Origin of the sequence: Geobacillus sp. E263 (genome assembly GCF_007197795.1) — a bacterium.
In the GTDB taxonomy this organism is placed as follows: Bacteria; Bacillota; Bacilli; order Bacillales; family Anoxybacillaceae; genus Parageobacillus_B; species Parageobacillus_B toebii.
Map to the genome: position 1 here is coordinate 1,385,435 of NZ_CP041632.1, position 13,946 is coordinate 1,399,380.

The window sequence follows — 13,946 nt, forward strand, 5'->3', positions numbered from 1 at the left end:
AAGTAAATGACAACAGTAAAAGAACAAAAAATGGAGAAGCTCGAAACAAAACGTGAAATGTATCATCTTATTATTAACGGAGAACGCGCCGAAAGCGTTTCTGGCGAAACGTTTACGACATATAACCCTGCTACAGGAGAGCCGGTTGCGAAAGTGGCGAAAGGAACGAAAGAAGATGCGGAACGCGCAATTCAAGCGGCACGTCAGGCATTTGACTACGGCAAATGGCGCCATTTTCCTGTCAACAAACGGGCGCGTATTTTAAACAAAATTGCTTCTATTATGCGTTCTCGTTTTAACGAGCTAGTAGAATTAGAGATTTTAGATACAGGAAAAGCACTTTCCGCCGCACAAGGACAAGTGATGCAGGCAATTGAAGACTTTGAATTTTACGCCAGCGCCATTGTCGGCCATCGTGGTACGGTCAACAACATGCCAGGTGCGTTTCATAATTTTACAGAAAAAGAGCCTGTTGGGGTATGTGCGCAAATTATTCCATGGAATTACCCGTTAATGATGGCGGCGTGGAAAATTGCCCCAGCGATTGCAGCAGGCTGCTCTGTTGTTGTCAAACCGGCTTCACTAACGCCATTGACATGTATTGTACTTGCTGAAATTTGCCATGAAGCTGGTGTCCCGGAAGGCGTCGTCAACGTGGTTACCGGGTCTGGCTCTGAAGTCGGTAATTATTTAGTTGAGCACCCGCTTGTTGATAAAGTCGCATTTACTGGTTCGACTCCGGTTGGGAAAAATATTATGGAAAAAGCGTCGAAAACGCTAAAACGAGTAACATTAGAACTTGGCGGCAAATCGCCGAACATCATCTTCGAGGATGCGGACATTGATGCAGCTGTTAACGGCTCATTATTCGGAATTTTCTATAATACCGGACAATCTTGTGAAGCGCGCTCCCGTTTGTACGTACATGAGAGCATTTACGATCAATTCATGGAAAAGTTTGTAGAAAAAACGAAAAAATTAAAGCTTGGCAACCCGTTTGAACAAGATACGCATGTCGGTGCCATCATTAGCCGCGAACAACTAGAAGTTATTGACAGTTATGTTAAATCTGCCATCGAAGAGGGAGCTACGATTGTCACTGGCGGGAAAGAAGCGAAAGTGGAAGGGTTTGAAAACGGTTTTTGGTACGAACCGACCATTATCACGGACGTCAATCATCAAATGAAAGTCGTCAAAGAAGAAATTTTCGGTCCGGTTGTCGTTGTGATGAAATTTAACGATGAAAAAGAAGTCATTAAATTGGCTAATGACAGTGAATATGGTTTAGGATCGGCCATCTGGACGAAAGATCATGCACGCGCAATTCGCGTGGCGAAACAAATTCAAGCCGGTATTGTCATGATTAATAGCCCGTTCTCCGCGTTCCCAGGAACGCCGTTTGGTGGATATAAACAGTCCGGATTCGGGCGCGAGCTTTGCATCGAAACCCTCGATTTATATACGGAAACGAAAAGCATTCTTTCTTATTACGGAAGCCGTCCGCTCAATCCGTTTGGCGTGTAAACAAAAAAATATGGCAGCAAAGCACTCTATCCGGCAGGGTGGAGTGCTTATTTTCCATTGTCCAACATACATATAGAACGATTAAGGAGGGACTTTTATGGTTCACCGCATTGTTGTTGTTGGATCTGGAGTCATGGGGAGAGGAATTGCCTATGTCAGTGCCGTAGGAGGTTTTGAAACGATTCTCGTCGATGTGAAGGAAGAACAGCTGGAAAGCGCGAAACAAGAAATAACCGAGATTTTTGTACAAGCTGTCTCCCGCGGCAAGTTAACGGAAGCCGAGCGGCAGGAATCGGAATCGCGCCTGCGTTACTTCTTGGATTTAGCCGAAGTGGTGCGGGAAGCGGACTTAGTGATTGAAGCCGTCCCGGAAAAATTAGAGGTGAAAAAACAAGTTTTTGAGACGATTGACAAGTATGCGCCGGCGTCTTGCTATTTCGCGACGAACACATCGACAATGAGTCCGACGGAAATCGGCTCGTTTACGAAGCGGCCGGAAAAAGTGATCGCGATGCACTTTTTCAATCCGGTCCACAAAATGAAGCTCGTCGAAATCATCCGCGGTTTAGAAACGAGCGATGATACAGTCAACGTTATTCAGCACGTCGCGGAAAAAATGGGCAAAGAAACGGTCGTCGTGAACGAGTTTCCGGGATTTGTGACAAGCCGCATCAGCGCGTTAATCGGCAATGAAGCGTTTTACATGCTTCAAGAAGGAGTCGGAACGCCGGAACAGATTGACAAGGCGATTAAACTTGGCCTTAACTTTCCGATGGGGCCGTTTGAGCTCGCCGATTTAGTCGGGCTGGATACAAGGCTGAACAACTTAAAATATTTGCATGAAAAGTTGGGAGAAAAATACCGTCCTGCTCCGCTCCTCGAGCAATACGTGAAAGCGGGACGGCTTGGTCGCAAAACGGGAAAAGGGGTATATGATTACACCAAACAAGAAAACAAGGGGGACGAATCATGTTAAGAGAAGTCGTGATTGTCGATGCGGTGCGCACGCCAATCGGGAGATATAAAGGAGCGCTCAAAGACGTCCGTCCCGATGATTTGGCGGCGACGGTCATCCGCGCGCTCGTGGATCGCAATCCGAGTCTTCCGGTCGAACAAATTGAAGATGTAGTGTTTGGCAACGCCAATCAGGCGGGGGAAGATAACCGCAACGTCGCGCGCATGGCGGCGCTGTTGGCTGGCTTGCCGATCGAAGTGGCGGGAACGACGGTAAACCGCTTATGTGGCTCTGGGCTCGATGCTGTCAATTACGCAGCGCGTGCGATTATGACAGGAGAGGCGGAAATCATGATCGCCGGCGGAACGGAAAGCATGACGCGCGCGCCGTTTGTCATGGCAAAGCCAAGCTCCGATTTTCCGCGCGGTAATATCGAAATGTTTGATACGACGATCGGCTGGCGCTTTATCAATCCAAAAATGGAGGAAATGTACGGAACTGACAGCATGCCGCAGACGGCGGAAAATGTTGCGAAACGGTTCGGCATCACTCGGGAGGAGCAGGATGAATTTGCTTATGAAAGCCAAATGAAAGCGAAAAAAGCCATCGAAACGAACCGCTTTGCCGATGAATTAGTGCCGGTCGTCTACTATGACCGAAAAGGCAATCGCGTCGTCGTCGACAAAGATGAACATCCACGTCCGGATACGACACTCGAAAAGCTAGCCAAACTGCCGCCGCTGTTTGAAAACGGCACGGTGACAGCGGGAAATGCTTCCGGCGTCAACGACGGGGCAGCGGCTCTGCTACTAGTGAGCGCGGAAAAAGCAAAAGAGCTCGGGCTGAAACCACTCGTCAAATACGTCATGTCTGCCGTGGCGGGCGTAGAACCGGCCGTGATGGGAATCGGCCCGATTTTCGCAACGAGAAAAGCGCTTCGCCGCGCAGGGCTGACGATCGCTGACATCGGCCTCGTCGAATTGAACGAAGCATTTGCCTCGCAATCGATTGAATGCATCCGCCAGCTGGAATTAGACCGCACGAAGGTCAATGTCAACGGCGGAGCGATCGCCCTTGGGCATCCGCTTGGAGCCAGCGGTGCCCGCATTTTAACGACGCTTATTTATGAAATGAAAAAACGAGGCGTGAAATATGGACTGGCGACGATGTGCATCGGTGTCGGACAAGGAATTGCCACGATCGTAGAAAATACGGAGGAATAAAGAGGGGGAATGATATGGAAATGACAATGACCAACGTATTGCTGGAAAAGAAAAACCATATCGGCTACGTGACATTGCACCGTCCGGAAGTGATGAATTGTTTCGATTACGCTACGCTATGCCAGCTTGGAGAAGCGGTTGAACGTATTCATCTTGACCGCGACATTCGCGTTGTGATTTTTACTGGCGCGGGAGACAAAGCGTTCAGCGCTGGCGCGGATTTAAAAGAACGAAAGACGTTAAACGAAATGGAAGTGCGTCGCAACGTGAAAAAAATTCGCGATGTTTTCGATGCTGTGGCCAACTTGCCACAGCCGACGATTGCCGCGGTAAATGGCTATGCTCTTGGTGGCGGATTTGAACTAATGCTTGCCTGTGATTTCAGAATAGCGGTGAAAGAAGCGGTCATGGGCTTAACTGAAGTGAGCTGGGCGATCATCCCAGGAGCTGGCGGAACGCAACGGCTTCCTAGGTTAATTGGCGAAGCGAGGGCGAAAGAGTTAATTTTAACAGCCCGTAAAATTACCGCCGAACAAGCTTATGAATACGGTCTGTTAACAAAAGTAGTAGAAAAAGAAAATTTAATGCCTAGCTGTGAAGCGTTGGCACACGAAATGATGCAAAATGGTCCGATTGCTTTGCAGCAAGCGAAGTATGCAATTCAACAAGGCATGAATGTCGATTTGCAGACAGGTCTTGCCATTGAAGCGAAAGCGTACGAATTAACGATTCCGACGAAAGATCGTTTAGAAGCGTTAGCTGCATTTAGTGAAAAGCGCAAACCACAATTTATAGGGGAGTGACTCATCGCCGAGCCTCCCTCTTTTTATCCAAAATGACAATTTAACGTTTTTTTTTTTGCTCGTCTTGTCATCGTAATAAAAATTTGCTACGATTATGTCTTGAAAACGAGATAAAGGGTGTCCACAATGAGCATGAATACGCGATCGATGATTTTTACGATTTACGGCGATTACATCCGCCATTACGGCAATGAAATTTGGATCGGCAGCTTAATTCGGCTGCTGAAAGAGTTTGGCCATAACGACCAAGCGGTACGCGCAGCGATTTCGCGCATGAGCAAACAAGGATGGGTCAAAGCGGAAAAGCGCGGCAATAAAAGCTACTATTCGCTCACCGAGCGTGGAGTGAAGCGAATGGAAGAAGCGGCAAAACGCATTTATAAAATCCGCCCCGAAAAATGGGACGGAAAGTGGCGCATTTTAGTGTATACGATTCCAGAAGAAAAGCGGAGCGTGCGCGACGAATTGCGCAAAGAGCTCGTGTGGAGCGGTTTTGGCACGATCTCAAACAGCTGTTGGATTTCACCGAACAACTTAGAAAAGCAAGTGTACGACCTGATCGATAAATATGAAATTGAACCGTACGTCGATTTTTTTATTGCCCAATATGATGGACCGCATACGAACAAGCTGTTAGTCGAGAAATGTTGGGATTTAGAAGAAATCAATAAAAAATATGAGGAGTTTATTTCCGTCTACAGCCAAAAATACATCATCGACAAACATAAAATCCAGCGCGGAGAAATGTCCGATGCCGAATGTTTTGTCGAGAGAACAAAGCTTGTCCACGAGTACCGCAAGTTTCTCTTTATCGACCCGGGCCTGCCGGAGGAGTTGCTGCCGAACGAATGGATGGGCGGCCATGCTGCGGCGCTGTTCAGCGACTATTACAAGGAATTGGCGGTGCCGGCGAGCCGCTTCTTCGAATCGGTGTTTATGGACGGAAATGAGTTAAAGAAAAAAGATGAGGAGTACGACGTGTACGACCATCCTTTTATTGTGGAGTGATGCTTTTTTGCAGAAAAGCAGAGACGCGCTGCCCCGTAAAAGCAGCGCGTTTGCTTTCCTTTCATTTGTGCTGGTTGGCTAGCAATTGACGGTACTCTTTTCCTTTTTGCACATACGTGTCAATCGATAGTTGAATCAAAGCCAAGTCTTTTTCTGTAATTTCGCGCACGACTTTGCCCGGCGACCCAACGACCAGAGAGCGTGGAGGAATTTTTTTACCAGAAGGAATTAACGTGTTTGCCCCGATAATGCATTCTTCCCCGATTTCAGCACCGTCTAAAATCGTGGAACCCATGCCGATAATAGAGCGTTTTCGAATTGTGCAACCGTGAAGAATGACATTGTGACCGACCGTCACCTCGTCTTCCACAACAAGAGGTGATCCCTCATATAAATGGCATGTCGAATTATCTTGAATGCTGCAGCGTTCTCCAATAATAATCGGTGCTTCATCGCCTCGCAACACGGCGTTAAACCAAATTGTTGATTCTTTTCCAATCGTAACATCGCCGATAATATGAGCACCAGGAGCGATAAATACTGTATCGTCCACTTTTGGCATTTTACCATTGTAACAATAAAGCATTCTCATCCTCCTCAAAATATGATAAGGTTATGATAAGTATAACATAATTTTAACGGGGTGGGAATTTTATGAATGATGTTTGCCGTTTGTTACATATTCGTTACCCGATCATTCAAGGGGGAATGGGCAATATTAGTAACGCGCAGCTGGCTAGTGCCGTATCCGAAGCGGGAGGACTTGGGATGATTGGTGTTGGTACAATGTCGCCTGATGAAGTGGAAGAAATCATCATTGAAACAAAACGACGAACAAATCAGCCATTTGCCGTCAATATTCCTGTTCAAGTAACACCGTATGTAGACGAAATGGTATCGTTAGTCTTAAAACATCAGGTTCCTGTCGTTTCTTTATCAGCGGGGAATCCAGCACCGCTTATTCCACGTCTTACGGAACAAGGAGTGAAAATAATTGTCGTGACCGCTTCGGTGAAACAAGCGAAAAAAGCGGAAGCAGCAGGAGCGAATATTATTGTTGCTGAAGGGTATGAAGCAGCGGGAATTAATTCGACGTTAGAGTTGACGACGATGACGTTGATTCCACAAATCACCAGCGCTGTCCGCGTTCCTGTCGTAGCCGCTGGAGGAATCGGAGATGGGCGGGGATTGCTTGCCGCGTTCGCACTTGGTGCTCAAGGAGTACAACTAGGTACGCGATTGATCGCTACAAAAGACGCACCATTTCATGAGGCGTACAAACAGTTAATTACCAATGCCAGAGAAAACGAAACAGTGATTGTTGGTCGCTCAGTTGGAAGAGTGCGGAGAATTATGCGCACTCCATATGCGGATAAATTGTTGCAATATGAAAAAGAAGGAATGCCGCTCGAAATGTTCAATGAATATACATCGGAAGACCGTCATCGCCGTGGAGCGCTTCAAGGAGATTTTCATGAAGGATTTGTCAATGCAGGGCAAATTGCCGGACTCATCGAAGACATGCCGACAGTGGCAGAGCTATTTCAGCAAATGATGGAAGAGGCGAAACAGCAGCTGCATAAATTACATACGCTTCTCCATTCATAATATTTCTTCATTGATGAATAAAGAACATCTTCCTGCCAAGATGTTCTATTTTTTTATAATTATTATTTTTTAGAAAATTATTGACTTTATATCTTTTTAATTGATAATATTTATTTAGCATAACGTTATTTTAACGTTACTAAACATTTTTATGATGTTTATTTGTAAGCGTTCCCAAATAAAGTACATAACAAGAGGAAAATTGGTACTATGTCAATTTTGATAAAAACAAGGGGGAGTAAGGATGCAAGGAGTAATCAAACGATTAGCGGCGCCTATGCTTGTTTGGATGTTAGCGCTTTCTGGATGTGCGAAGGAGGAGGCCGCGAAAAATGGTGTTAAAGGGGATGAGAAGGAGGGAAAAGCGGTCACGATTGGCGTCACGCAAATTATTCAGCACCCATCATTGGATGCTGCTTTCAACGGGTTTAAGAAAGCAGTGGAAGATGGCGGATTTAAAGAAGGGGAAAACGTCAAGTACAATGTGCAAAACGCGCAAGGAGATATGAACAATAATCAAACGATTGCTAACAATTTTGTGTCTGATGAGGTTGATCTTATTTTCGCCAACTCTACTCCAAGTGCACAAAGCGCGCTAAACGCAACGAAAGAGATTCCAATCGTATTTACGTCTGTTACTGATCCAGTCGGTGCTGGTTTAGTTCCATCTATGGATAAATCTGGTGAAAACATTACTGGAACAACAGATAGTCATCCAGATGCGATTCGAAAAACAATTCAATTTATTGATGAGCAAACCGACGCCAAAACGGTTGGACTCATTTATAACGCAGGAGAACAAAATTCGGTGGCACAAATTGAAAAAGTGAAAGATGCCGCGAAAAACACTGATTTGAAGTTTGTTGAAACGTCCGTTTCTACAACAGCGGAAGTGAAACAGGCGGCAGAGTCGTTAGTTGGCAAAGCGGATGTGTTTTACATTGTAACCGATAATACGGTTGTATCGGCAATTGAGTCGGTCGTGAGCGTTGCAAATGAGAAAAAAATCCCCGTTTTTGCGGGAGAGCTAGATTCACTAAAACGAGGCTGTTTTGCGGCGTATGGGTTTGATTACTATGACATCGGTTATCAAGCTGGAGAAATGGCCGTTGCAATTTTAAAAGGAGAGAAAAAGCCATCGGAAATTAAACCGGAATATCCGAGCAAATTAAAGCTTGTTATCAATAAACAAGCAGCAGAAAAGCAAGGAATAAAGCTGAAGCCTGAGTGGGATCAAATGGCGGAATACATCGAATAAATTCGAAAGGATGAATGCCTTTGTTGACGGCGATGGTAGGTGCGATCGAATCAGGAATTATTTATGCAATTATGGCGTTAGGAGTATATTTGTCGTTTCGTATTTTAGATTTTCCTGATTTAACGGTGGATGGCAGCTTCGTTACGGGAGCTGCTGTCGCGGCGACACTTATTGTCAGCGGAGTAAATCCGTTTGTAGCTACATGTCTAGCGCTCTTTATTGGGTTTGCTGCTGGATGCATGACTGGATTTCTTCACACAGTCGGGAAAATTAACGCTCTTTTATCAGGGATTTTAATGATGATTGCACTGTACTCCATCAATCTTCGTATTATGGGACGTTCTAATGTACCACTTTTAAACCAAAAAACGGTATTTACAATGATTCAAGAGTGGGGGACGAAGCTCGGTCTTGATTCAGCGGCGGCGAAAACGTGGGGAATTTTCGTATCGATGGCGATTCTTACCCTTCTGTTTAAATTTTTCATGGACTGGTTTTTACAGACGGAAGTCGGGCTTGCGATTCGGGCCACGGGTGATAACCCGCGTATGATTCGTAGCTTGTCGGCGAATACGAATTTGCTCATCGTCTTAGGTCTGGGGCTTTCTAATGCAATGGTTGCATTCTCAGGAGCGCTTATTGCGCAGTACGGTTCGTTTGCCGATGTTGGCATGGGAATCGGCATGATTATTATCGGTCTTGCTTCCGTTATCATTGGGGAAGCGGTATTTGGAACAAAAACGATTGCGAGAACGACACTTGCGGTCATCGGCGGATCGATCATTTACCGCATTGTTGTCAGTCTTGCTTTGCGTGCGCAGTTTTTAGAAACAGGAGACGTGAAGCTTATCACGGCATGCATTGTCATTTTAGCGCTCGTCATGCCGCAAATCGTTCGCCAACAAAAAGAGAAAAAGCGCAAAGAGCAGAAAAGACGGGAGCGTGCGCAGGTCATCGCGATCTCCGCAAACGGAAAGGGTGAAAGCGATGTTGCAATTAAATCGGATTTATAAAGTGTTTAACGAAGGGACGCCCGATGAAAAAATTGCCCTTCAAGATATCAATTTGACACTTCGAAAAGGAGACTTTGTTACGATTATCGGCAGCAACGGCGCAGGAAAGTCAACGCTGATGAATTTGATTTCGGGTGTACTGTTTCCTGATGAAGGAACGATTTACATTGACGGCCAGGATGTGACGATGATGCCGGAATATGTTCGCTCATGTTACATTGGAAGAGTGTTTCAAGACCCAATGGCAGGAACGGCACCAAGCATGACGATTGAGGAGAATCTCGCGATGGCGTACGCGCGCAATCAAAAACGTACGCTCCGTCGCGGAGTGACGAAAAAGCGGCGCGATTTCTTTCGCGAGGTGCTCGAGACGCTTCATCTTGGATTAGAAAACCGCTTGCAGGCGAAAGTAGGCTTGCTTTCGGGAGGAGAGCGGCAAGCGCTGTCCTTGTTGATGGCGACGTTTACGGAACCGGCAATTTTACTGCTGGATGAGCACACGGCCGCTTTGGATCCGGCAAGAGCAGAATTGATTACCAATTTAACGAAAGATATTGTTAAGCAGTACGGATTAACGACATTGATGGTCACCCATAACATGCAGCAAGCCATCGACTTAGGAAATCGCCTTATCATGATGGACAAAGGACAAATCATTTTGGAAGTGGATGAACACGAAAAGAAAGGTTTAACAGTAGAAAAATTATTGGCAGAATTCCAGCGTATTCGCGGCACACAACTAGCGAGCGATCGCGCGGTGTTAAGTTGAACAATGAAAAGAATCGGATAAGCGTTTTCAAGCTTATCCCCTTTTTTCGATTTAAAAAATATAATAAATAATAAATATAACGTTTTTAAAACGTATATATATTTATAAGTTATATATGAGTATTAATAATAATGAAGAGGTGAAACAAGATGAAACCGGGAATGAAAATGGGGGATACCGCTGTGGTAGAAGCGGTTGTGACTCCTGATATGTTTGCACAATTTGAAGGGAATGTCGTCCATCCAGCTTATTCCACCGTATCGATGGTATATCACATGGAATGGGCTTCCCGCAAAATTATTTTACCTTATTTAGAAGAACATGAAGAAGGAATGGGAGTAGCTGTATCCGTGAAACATATTGCTCCAACAACGGAAGGATCGACCGTGACGGTGACAGCGACAGTGACCGAGATTCGTGACAATGTCGTCGTGACAAAAGTGGAAGCGAAAAACGAGATGCAAGTAATCGGAATCGGCGAAGTGAAACAAGTAATTTTACCGAAACAAAAAATCGCGCAAATGTTACAGAAACAGTTGCATTCATAGGAGGTTGAAAGAATATGAATACCGTCACAAGTCAGTGGAAAGCGGTTGATATATTTACGCAAATTCGTGAACATGAACAAGTCGTATTTTGTAATGATGAAAAAACGGGGTTAAAAGCGATTATTGCCATTCATAACACAACGCTAGGTCCAGCGCTTGGCGGATGCCGAATGTACCCATATGTGGCAGTCGAAGACGCACTATTTGACGTGCTCCGTCTTTCGAAAGGGATGACGTACAAATGTCTTGCAGCAGACGTCGATTTTGGAGGCGGAAAAGCGGTTATTATTGGAGACCCGCGCAAAGACAAGACACCGGAACTGTTCCGTGCGTTCGGTCAGTTTGTCGAATCGTTGAATGGTCGGTTTTATACGGGTACTGATATGGGAACGACGCCAGATGATTTCGTTCATGCGATGAAAGAAACAAACTGCATCGTAGGTGTTCCCGAGGAGTATGGTGGCAGCGGCGATTCTTCCGTGCCGACCGCGTTAGGTGTCATTTACGGTATTCAAGCTACCAACAAAGTGATTTGGGGAAGCGACGAGCTTCACGGAAAAACATACGCTATTCAAGGGTTAGGAAAAGTGGGTAGGAAAGTAGCAAAGCGCTTATTGGAAGAAGGCGCGGATTTATATGTGTGCGACATTAACGAAGCAGCGGTTGAGGAAATTGTATCGTATGGAAAAAAACTTGGAGCGGGTGTAAAGATCGTGCATGGGACAGAAATTTACGGAACGGACGCGGATATATTTGTTCCATGTGCGTTCGGCAATGTCATAAATGATGACACCATATATGTGTTGAAAGTAAAAGCGATTGTCGGTTCTGCCAACAATCAATTGCTTGATGTGCGCCACGGACAGATGTTGAGAGAGAAAGGAATTTTATACGCGCCAGATTACATCGTTAACGCTGGAGGGCTCATTCAAGTAGCTGATGAACTATACGGACCGAATAAAGAGCGTGTACTACAAAAAACAAAAACTATTTATTCGACGCTCCTTCATATTTATTCCCGAGCGGAAGCGGACCATATCACAACGATCGAAGCAGCGAATCGCTTTTGTGAAGAACGGTTGCAGCAGCGTAGCCGCCGCAATAATTTTTTTACGCACCGCAAACGGCCAAAATGGGATATCCGACGATAACGGCAAAGGAGGGATTCGATGGAATTTCAGTTTCCTATTATACAAATTATGAATGAACAAGGGTGCATTGTGCGATCTGAATATCGCGAACAAATTACAAAAGAACTGGTGATGACAATGTACCGTCATCTCATCCGCACCAGAATGTTTGATCGGAAATGTGTCAGTCTGCAGCGGCAAGGTCGCATTGGTACTTATGTTCCGTACGAGGGACAGGAAGCGTGTCAAGTTGGAAGCGCTCTTGCATTGCGCAATGGTGACTGGATGTTTCCGACATACCGCGATCACGGAGCGATGATGACGTTCGGCCGCTCCTTAACGCAAACGCTTCTATATTGGAAAGGTCGAACGGAAGGGTGTGTTCCATCTGAAGGAAAAAAAATCGTTCCGCCGAGCGTTCCGATTGCCACGCAGCTTCCGCATGCAGCAGGAGCAGCCTACGTCGAAAAGAGGAAAGGAACGAAAAATGCGGTTATCGTTTATTTTGGAGATGGGGCAACATCTGAAGGAGATTTTCACGAGGGACTCAATTTTGCAAGCGTTTTCAATTTACCTGTGGTCTTTTTCAACCAAAACAATCAATATGCGATTTCCGTGCCGATTACTCGCCAAATGAAATCGAAGACGATCGCGCAAAAAGCGCTGGCGTATGACATTCCTGGCATTCGCATCGATGGAAACGACATTTTTGCCGTGTATTTTGAAACGCAACAAGCGCTTGAACGAGCAAGAAATGGAGGAGGACCAACATTAATTGAAGCGGTCACATGGCGTTATGGCGCCCACACTACTTCCGATGACCCATCGAAATACCGCGATCAAGAAGAAAGTAAGCGAAGACGCGAAACGACCGATCCAATCAAGCGGATTGAGCGATTTATGCAGCAGGAAGGTTGGTGGGATGAACAATGGATGAATCAAGTACAGAAGGAAGTGAGCGTGGAAATCGAGCAAGCGGTAGCAGAAATGGAACGATATCCAAAAGCGAACCCAGCTGACATGTTTGATTATGTTTTTGCCCAACCGACGTGGACGATTGCCGAACAGAAAAACGCGTATTTCCAATGGAAACGGGGGATCGAAGGATGACGACAGCGGTGAACACCAAGACACTAACGCTTGTGCAAGCGGTTAATGATGCACTTCGCACGATGTTAAAAGAGAGAGAAGATGTTATTTTGCTTGGAGAAGATATCGGAAAAAACGGGGGTGTATTTCGCGCCACGGAAGGATTACAGGAGGAATTTGGCGAGGATAGGGTCATCGACACGCCGTTAAGCGAAGCAGGATTTACTGGTGCGGCGATCGGGATGGCGATCAATGGACTTCGGCCTGTCGTTGAAATTCAGTTTTTAGGCTTTATTTATCCAGCATACGAGCAAATTATGACGCATGCCGCACGGATGCGCGCGCGGACGATGGGACATTTTACCGTGCCGATGGTCATCCGCGCCCCGTATGGCGCGGGAGTTCGCGCTCCAGAAATTCATTCCGACAGCACCGAAGCACTGTTTACCCATATGCCAGGTATCAAAGTCGTCTGCCCATCTACGCCATATGACGCAAAAGGTTTACTCATTGCCGCCATTGAAGACCCCGACCCGGTGCTGTTTTTAGAGCCAATGCGCATCTATCGTGCATTTCGAGAGGATGTACCAGAAGGAAAATATACGGTTGAAATTGGCAAAGGAAAAAAATTGCGCGAAGGAGACGATGTAACCGTCATCGCGTGGGGGGCGATGGTGCCAGTAGCGATGAAAGCAGCCGAATCTGCGGAAAAAAAAGGAATTCATGTCGATGTTATCGACTTGCGCACACTCTACCCACTTGACAAAGATATCATCGCCGATTCGGTTCAAAAGACGGGGCGGACGGTTATTGTGCAGGAAGCTCACGCCACTGGTGGATTGGCGAATGACATTCTCGCTGTTATTAACGATACATCGTTTTTATATCAAAAAGCGCCAGTAGAACGAGTGACTGGATTTGACGTTCCCGTGCCGTTTTTTGCTTATGAAGATGATTATTTACCTACACCAGAGCGCGTTTTGCATGCGATTGAAAAAGTAATGAACTTCTAGCGGAA

14 protein-coding genes are annotated in these 13,946 nt (G+C 45.9%); 13 read left to right on the forward strand and 1 reads right to left on the reverse strand.

The window, feature by feature from the left end; genetic code table 11:
- The first annotated feature begins 6 nt into the window (after window positions 1-6).
- From FNL97_RS07195 to paaX, 5 genes are all read left to right on the forward strand, one after another.
- The gene (locus FNL97_RS07195) at window positions 7-1,524 is read left to right on the forward strand and encodes an aldehyde dehydrogenase family protein (RefSeq protein ID WP_062755123.1); all 1,518 of its coding nucleotides are present in this window, start codon (window positions 7-9) and stop codon (window positions 1,522-1,524) included.
- A 97-nt stretch (window positions 1,525-1,621) separates the two neighbouring features.
- Complete coding sequence (locus FNL97_RS07200) at window positions 1,622-2,500, forward strand: 3-hydroxyacyl-CoA dehydrogenase (protein ID WP_062755125.1); 879 nt, start codon at window positions 1,622-1,624, stop codon at window positions 2,498-2,500.
- Window positions 2,494-3,702 carry a thiolase family protein gene (locus FNL97_RS07205; protein WP_143415299.1) on the forward strand — a complete coding sequence of 403 codons (1,209 nt, stop codon included), beginning with the start codon at window positions 2,494-2,496 and terminating at the stop codon, window positions 3,700-3,702. The genes FNL97_RS07200 and FNL97_RS07205 overlap by 7 nt, the downstream gene beginning before the upstream one ends.
- A 14-nt stretch (window positions 3,703-3,716) precedes the next feature.
- Window positions 3,717-4,505: an enoyl-CoA hydratase-related protein gene (locus FNL97_RS07210; RefSeq protein ID WP_062755129.1), complete on the forward strand. Its 789-nt coding sequence runs from the start codon at window positions 3,717-3,719 to the stop codon at window positions 4,503-4,505.
- A gap of 132 nt (window positions 4,506-4,637) precedes the next feature.
- The gene (gene paaX, locus FNL97_RS07215) at window positions 4,638-5,513 is read left to right on the forward strand and encodes a phenylacetic acid degradation operon negative regulatory protein PaaX (protein ID WP_062755293.1); all 876 of its coding nucleotides are present in this window, start codon (window positions 4,638-4,640) and stop codon (window positions 5,511-5,513) included.
- A gap of 61 nt (window positions 5,514-5,574) precedes the next feature.
- Here the strand turns inward: paaX and FNL97_RS07220 are convergent, their stop codons facing one another.
- The gene (locus tag FNL97_RS07220) at window positions 5,575-6,099 is read right to left on the reverse strand and encodes a gamma carbonic anhydrase family protein (protein WP_062755131.1); all 525 of its coding nucleotides are present in this window, start codon (window positions 6,097-6,099) and stop codon (window positions 5,575-5,577) included.
- Between the two features lie 68 nt (window positions 6,100-6,167).
- Here FNL97_RS07220 and FNL97_RS07225 point away from each other — a divergent pair, with 68 nt between their 5' ends.
- From FNL97_RS07225 to FNL97_RS07260, 8 genes are all read left to right on the forward strand, one after another.
- Entirely contained in the window at window positions 6,168-7,121 is a 954-nt protein-coding gene (locus FNL97_RS07225) for an NAD(P)H-dependent flavin oxidoreductase (protein WP_143415300.1), read from the forward strand.
- 244 nt (window positions 7,122-7,365) lie between these two features.
- Window positions 7,366-8,379 (forward strand): ABC transporter substrate-binding protein, encoded by a 1,014-nt coding sequence (locus FNL97_RS07230; RefSeq protein ID WP_062755135.1) that lies wholly within the window; start codon window positions 7,366-7,368, stop codon window positions 8,377-8,379.
- Between the two features lie 20 nt (window positions 8,380-8,399).
- Window positions 8,400-9,392, forward strand: coding sequence for an ABC transporter permease (locus tag FNL97_RS07235; RefSeq protein WP_062755137.1), 993 nt, complete (start codon window positions 8,400-8,402; stop codon window positions 9,390-9,392).
- On the forward strand, window positions 9,367-10,161 hold the full coding sequence (locus tag FNL97_RS07240) for an ABC transporter ATP-binding protein (protein WP_062755139.1): 795 nt from the start codon (window positions 9,367-9,369) through the stop codon (window positions 10,159-10,161). Before FNL97_RS07235 ends, FNL97_RS07240 begins: the two co-directional genes overlap by 26 nt.
- A gap of 149 nt (window positions 10,162-10,310) precedes the next feature.
- A complete protein-coding gene (locus tag FNL97_RS07245) occupies window positions 10,311-10,709 on the forward strand; it encodes a thioesterase family protein (protein WP_062755141.1) in 399 nt (132 codons plus the stop codon).
- Between the two features lie 14 nt (window positions 10,710-10,723).
- The gene (locus FNL97_RS07250) at window positions 10,724-11,860 is read left to right on the forward strand and encodes a Leu/Phe/Val dehydrogenase (protein ID WP_062755143.1); all 1,137 of its coding nucleotides are present in this window, start codon (window positions 10,724-10,726) and stop codon (window positions 11,858-11,860) included.
- Window positions 11,861-11,878: 18 nt separating this feature from the next.
- Window positions 11,879-12,949, forward strand: a complete 1,071-nt coding sequence (gene pdhA, locus FNL97_RS07255) for a pyruvate dehydrogenase (acetyl-transferring) E1 component subunit alpha (RefSeq protein ID WP_062755145.1) — start codon at window positions 11,879-11,881, stop codon at window positions 12,947-12,949.
- Window positions 12,946-13,941, forward strand: a complete 996-nt coding sequence (locus FNL97_RS07260; RefSeq protein WP_062677988.1) for an alpha-ketoacid dehydrogenase subunit beta — start codon at window positions 12,946-12,948, stop codon at window positions 13,939-13,941. The genes pdhA and FNL97_RS07260 overlap by 4 nt, the downstream gene beginning before the upstream one ends.
- The last annotated feature ends 5 nt before the right edge of the window (window positions 13,942-13,946 follow it).

Bases quoted from the DNA above. Each gene is read 5' to 3' on its own strand.
- FNL97_RS07195 (WP_062755123.1), top strand. From the start codon at position 7: ATGACAACAGTAAAAGAACAAAAAATGGAGAAGCTCGAAACAAAACGT.
- FNL97_RS07200 (WP_062755125.1), top strand. From the start codon at position 1,622: ATGGTTCACCGCATTGTTGTTGTTGGATCTGGAGTCATGGGGAGAGGA.
- FNL97_RS07205 (WP_143415299.1), top strand. From the start codon at position 2,494: ATGTTAAGAGAAGTCGTGATTGTCGATGCGGTGCGCACGCCAATCGGG.
- FNL97_RS07210 (WP_062755129.1), top strand. From the start codon at position 3,717: ATGGAAATGACAATGACCAACGTATTGCTGGAAAAGAAAAACCATATC.
- paaX (WP_062755293.1), top strand. From the start codon at position 4,638: ATGAATACGCGATCGATGATTTTTACGATTTACGGCGATTACATCCGC.
- FNL97_RS07220 (WP_062755131.1), bottom strand. From the start codon at position 6,099: ATGCTTTATTGTTACAATGGTAAAATGCCAAAAGTGGACGATACAGTA.
- FNL97_RS07225 (WP_143415300.1), top strand. From the start codon at position 6,168: ATGAATGATGTTTGCCGTTTGTTACATATTCGTTACCCGATCATTCAA.
- FNL97_RS07230 (WP_062755135.1), top strand. From the start codon at position 7,366: ATGCAAGGAGTAATCAAACGATTAGCGGCGCCTATGCTTGTTTGGATG.
- FNL97_RS07240 (WP_062755139.1), top strand. From the start codon at position 9,367: ATGTTGCAATTAAATCGGATTTATAAAGTGTTTAACGAAGGGACGCCC.
- FNL97_RS07245 (WP_062755141.1), top strand. From the start codon at position 10,311: ATGAAACCGGGAATGAAAATGGGGGATACCGCTGTGGTAGAAGCGGTT.
- FNL97_RS07250 (WP_062755143.1), top strand. From the start codon at position 10,724: ATGAATACCGTCACAAGTCAGTGGAAAGCGGTTGATATATTTACGCAA.
- pdhA (WP_062755145.1), top strand. From the start codon at position 11,879: ATGGAATTTCAGTTTCCTATTATACAAATTATGAATGAACAAGGGTGC.
- FNL97_RS07260 (WP_062677988.1), top strand. From the start codon at position 12,946: ATGACGACAGCGGTGAACACCAAGACACTAACGCTTGTGCAAGCGGTT.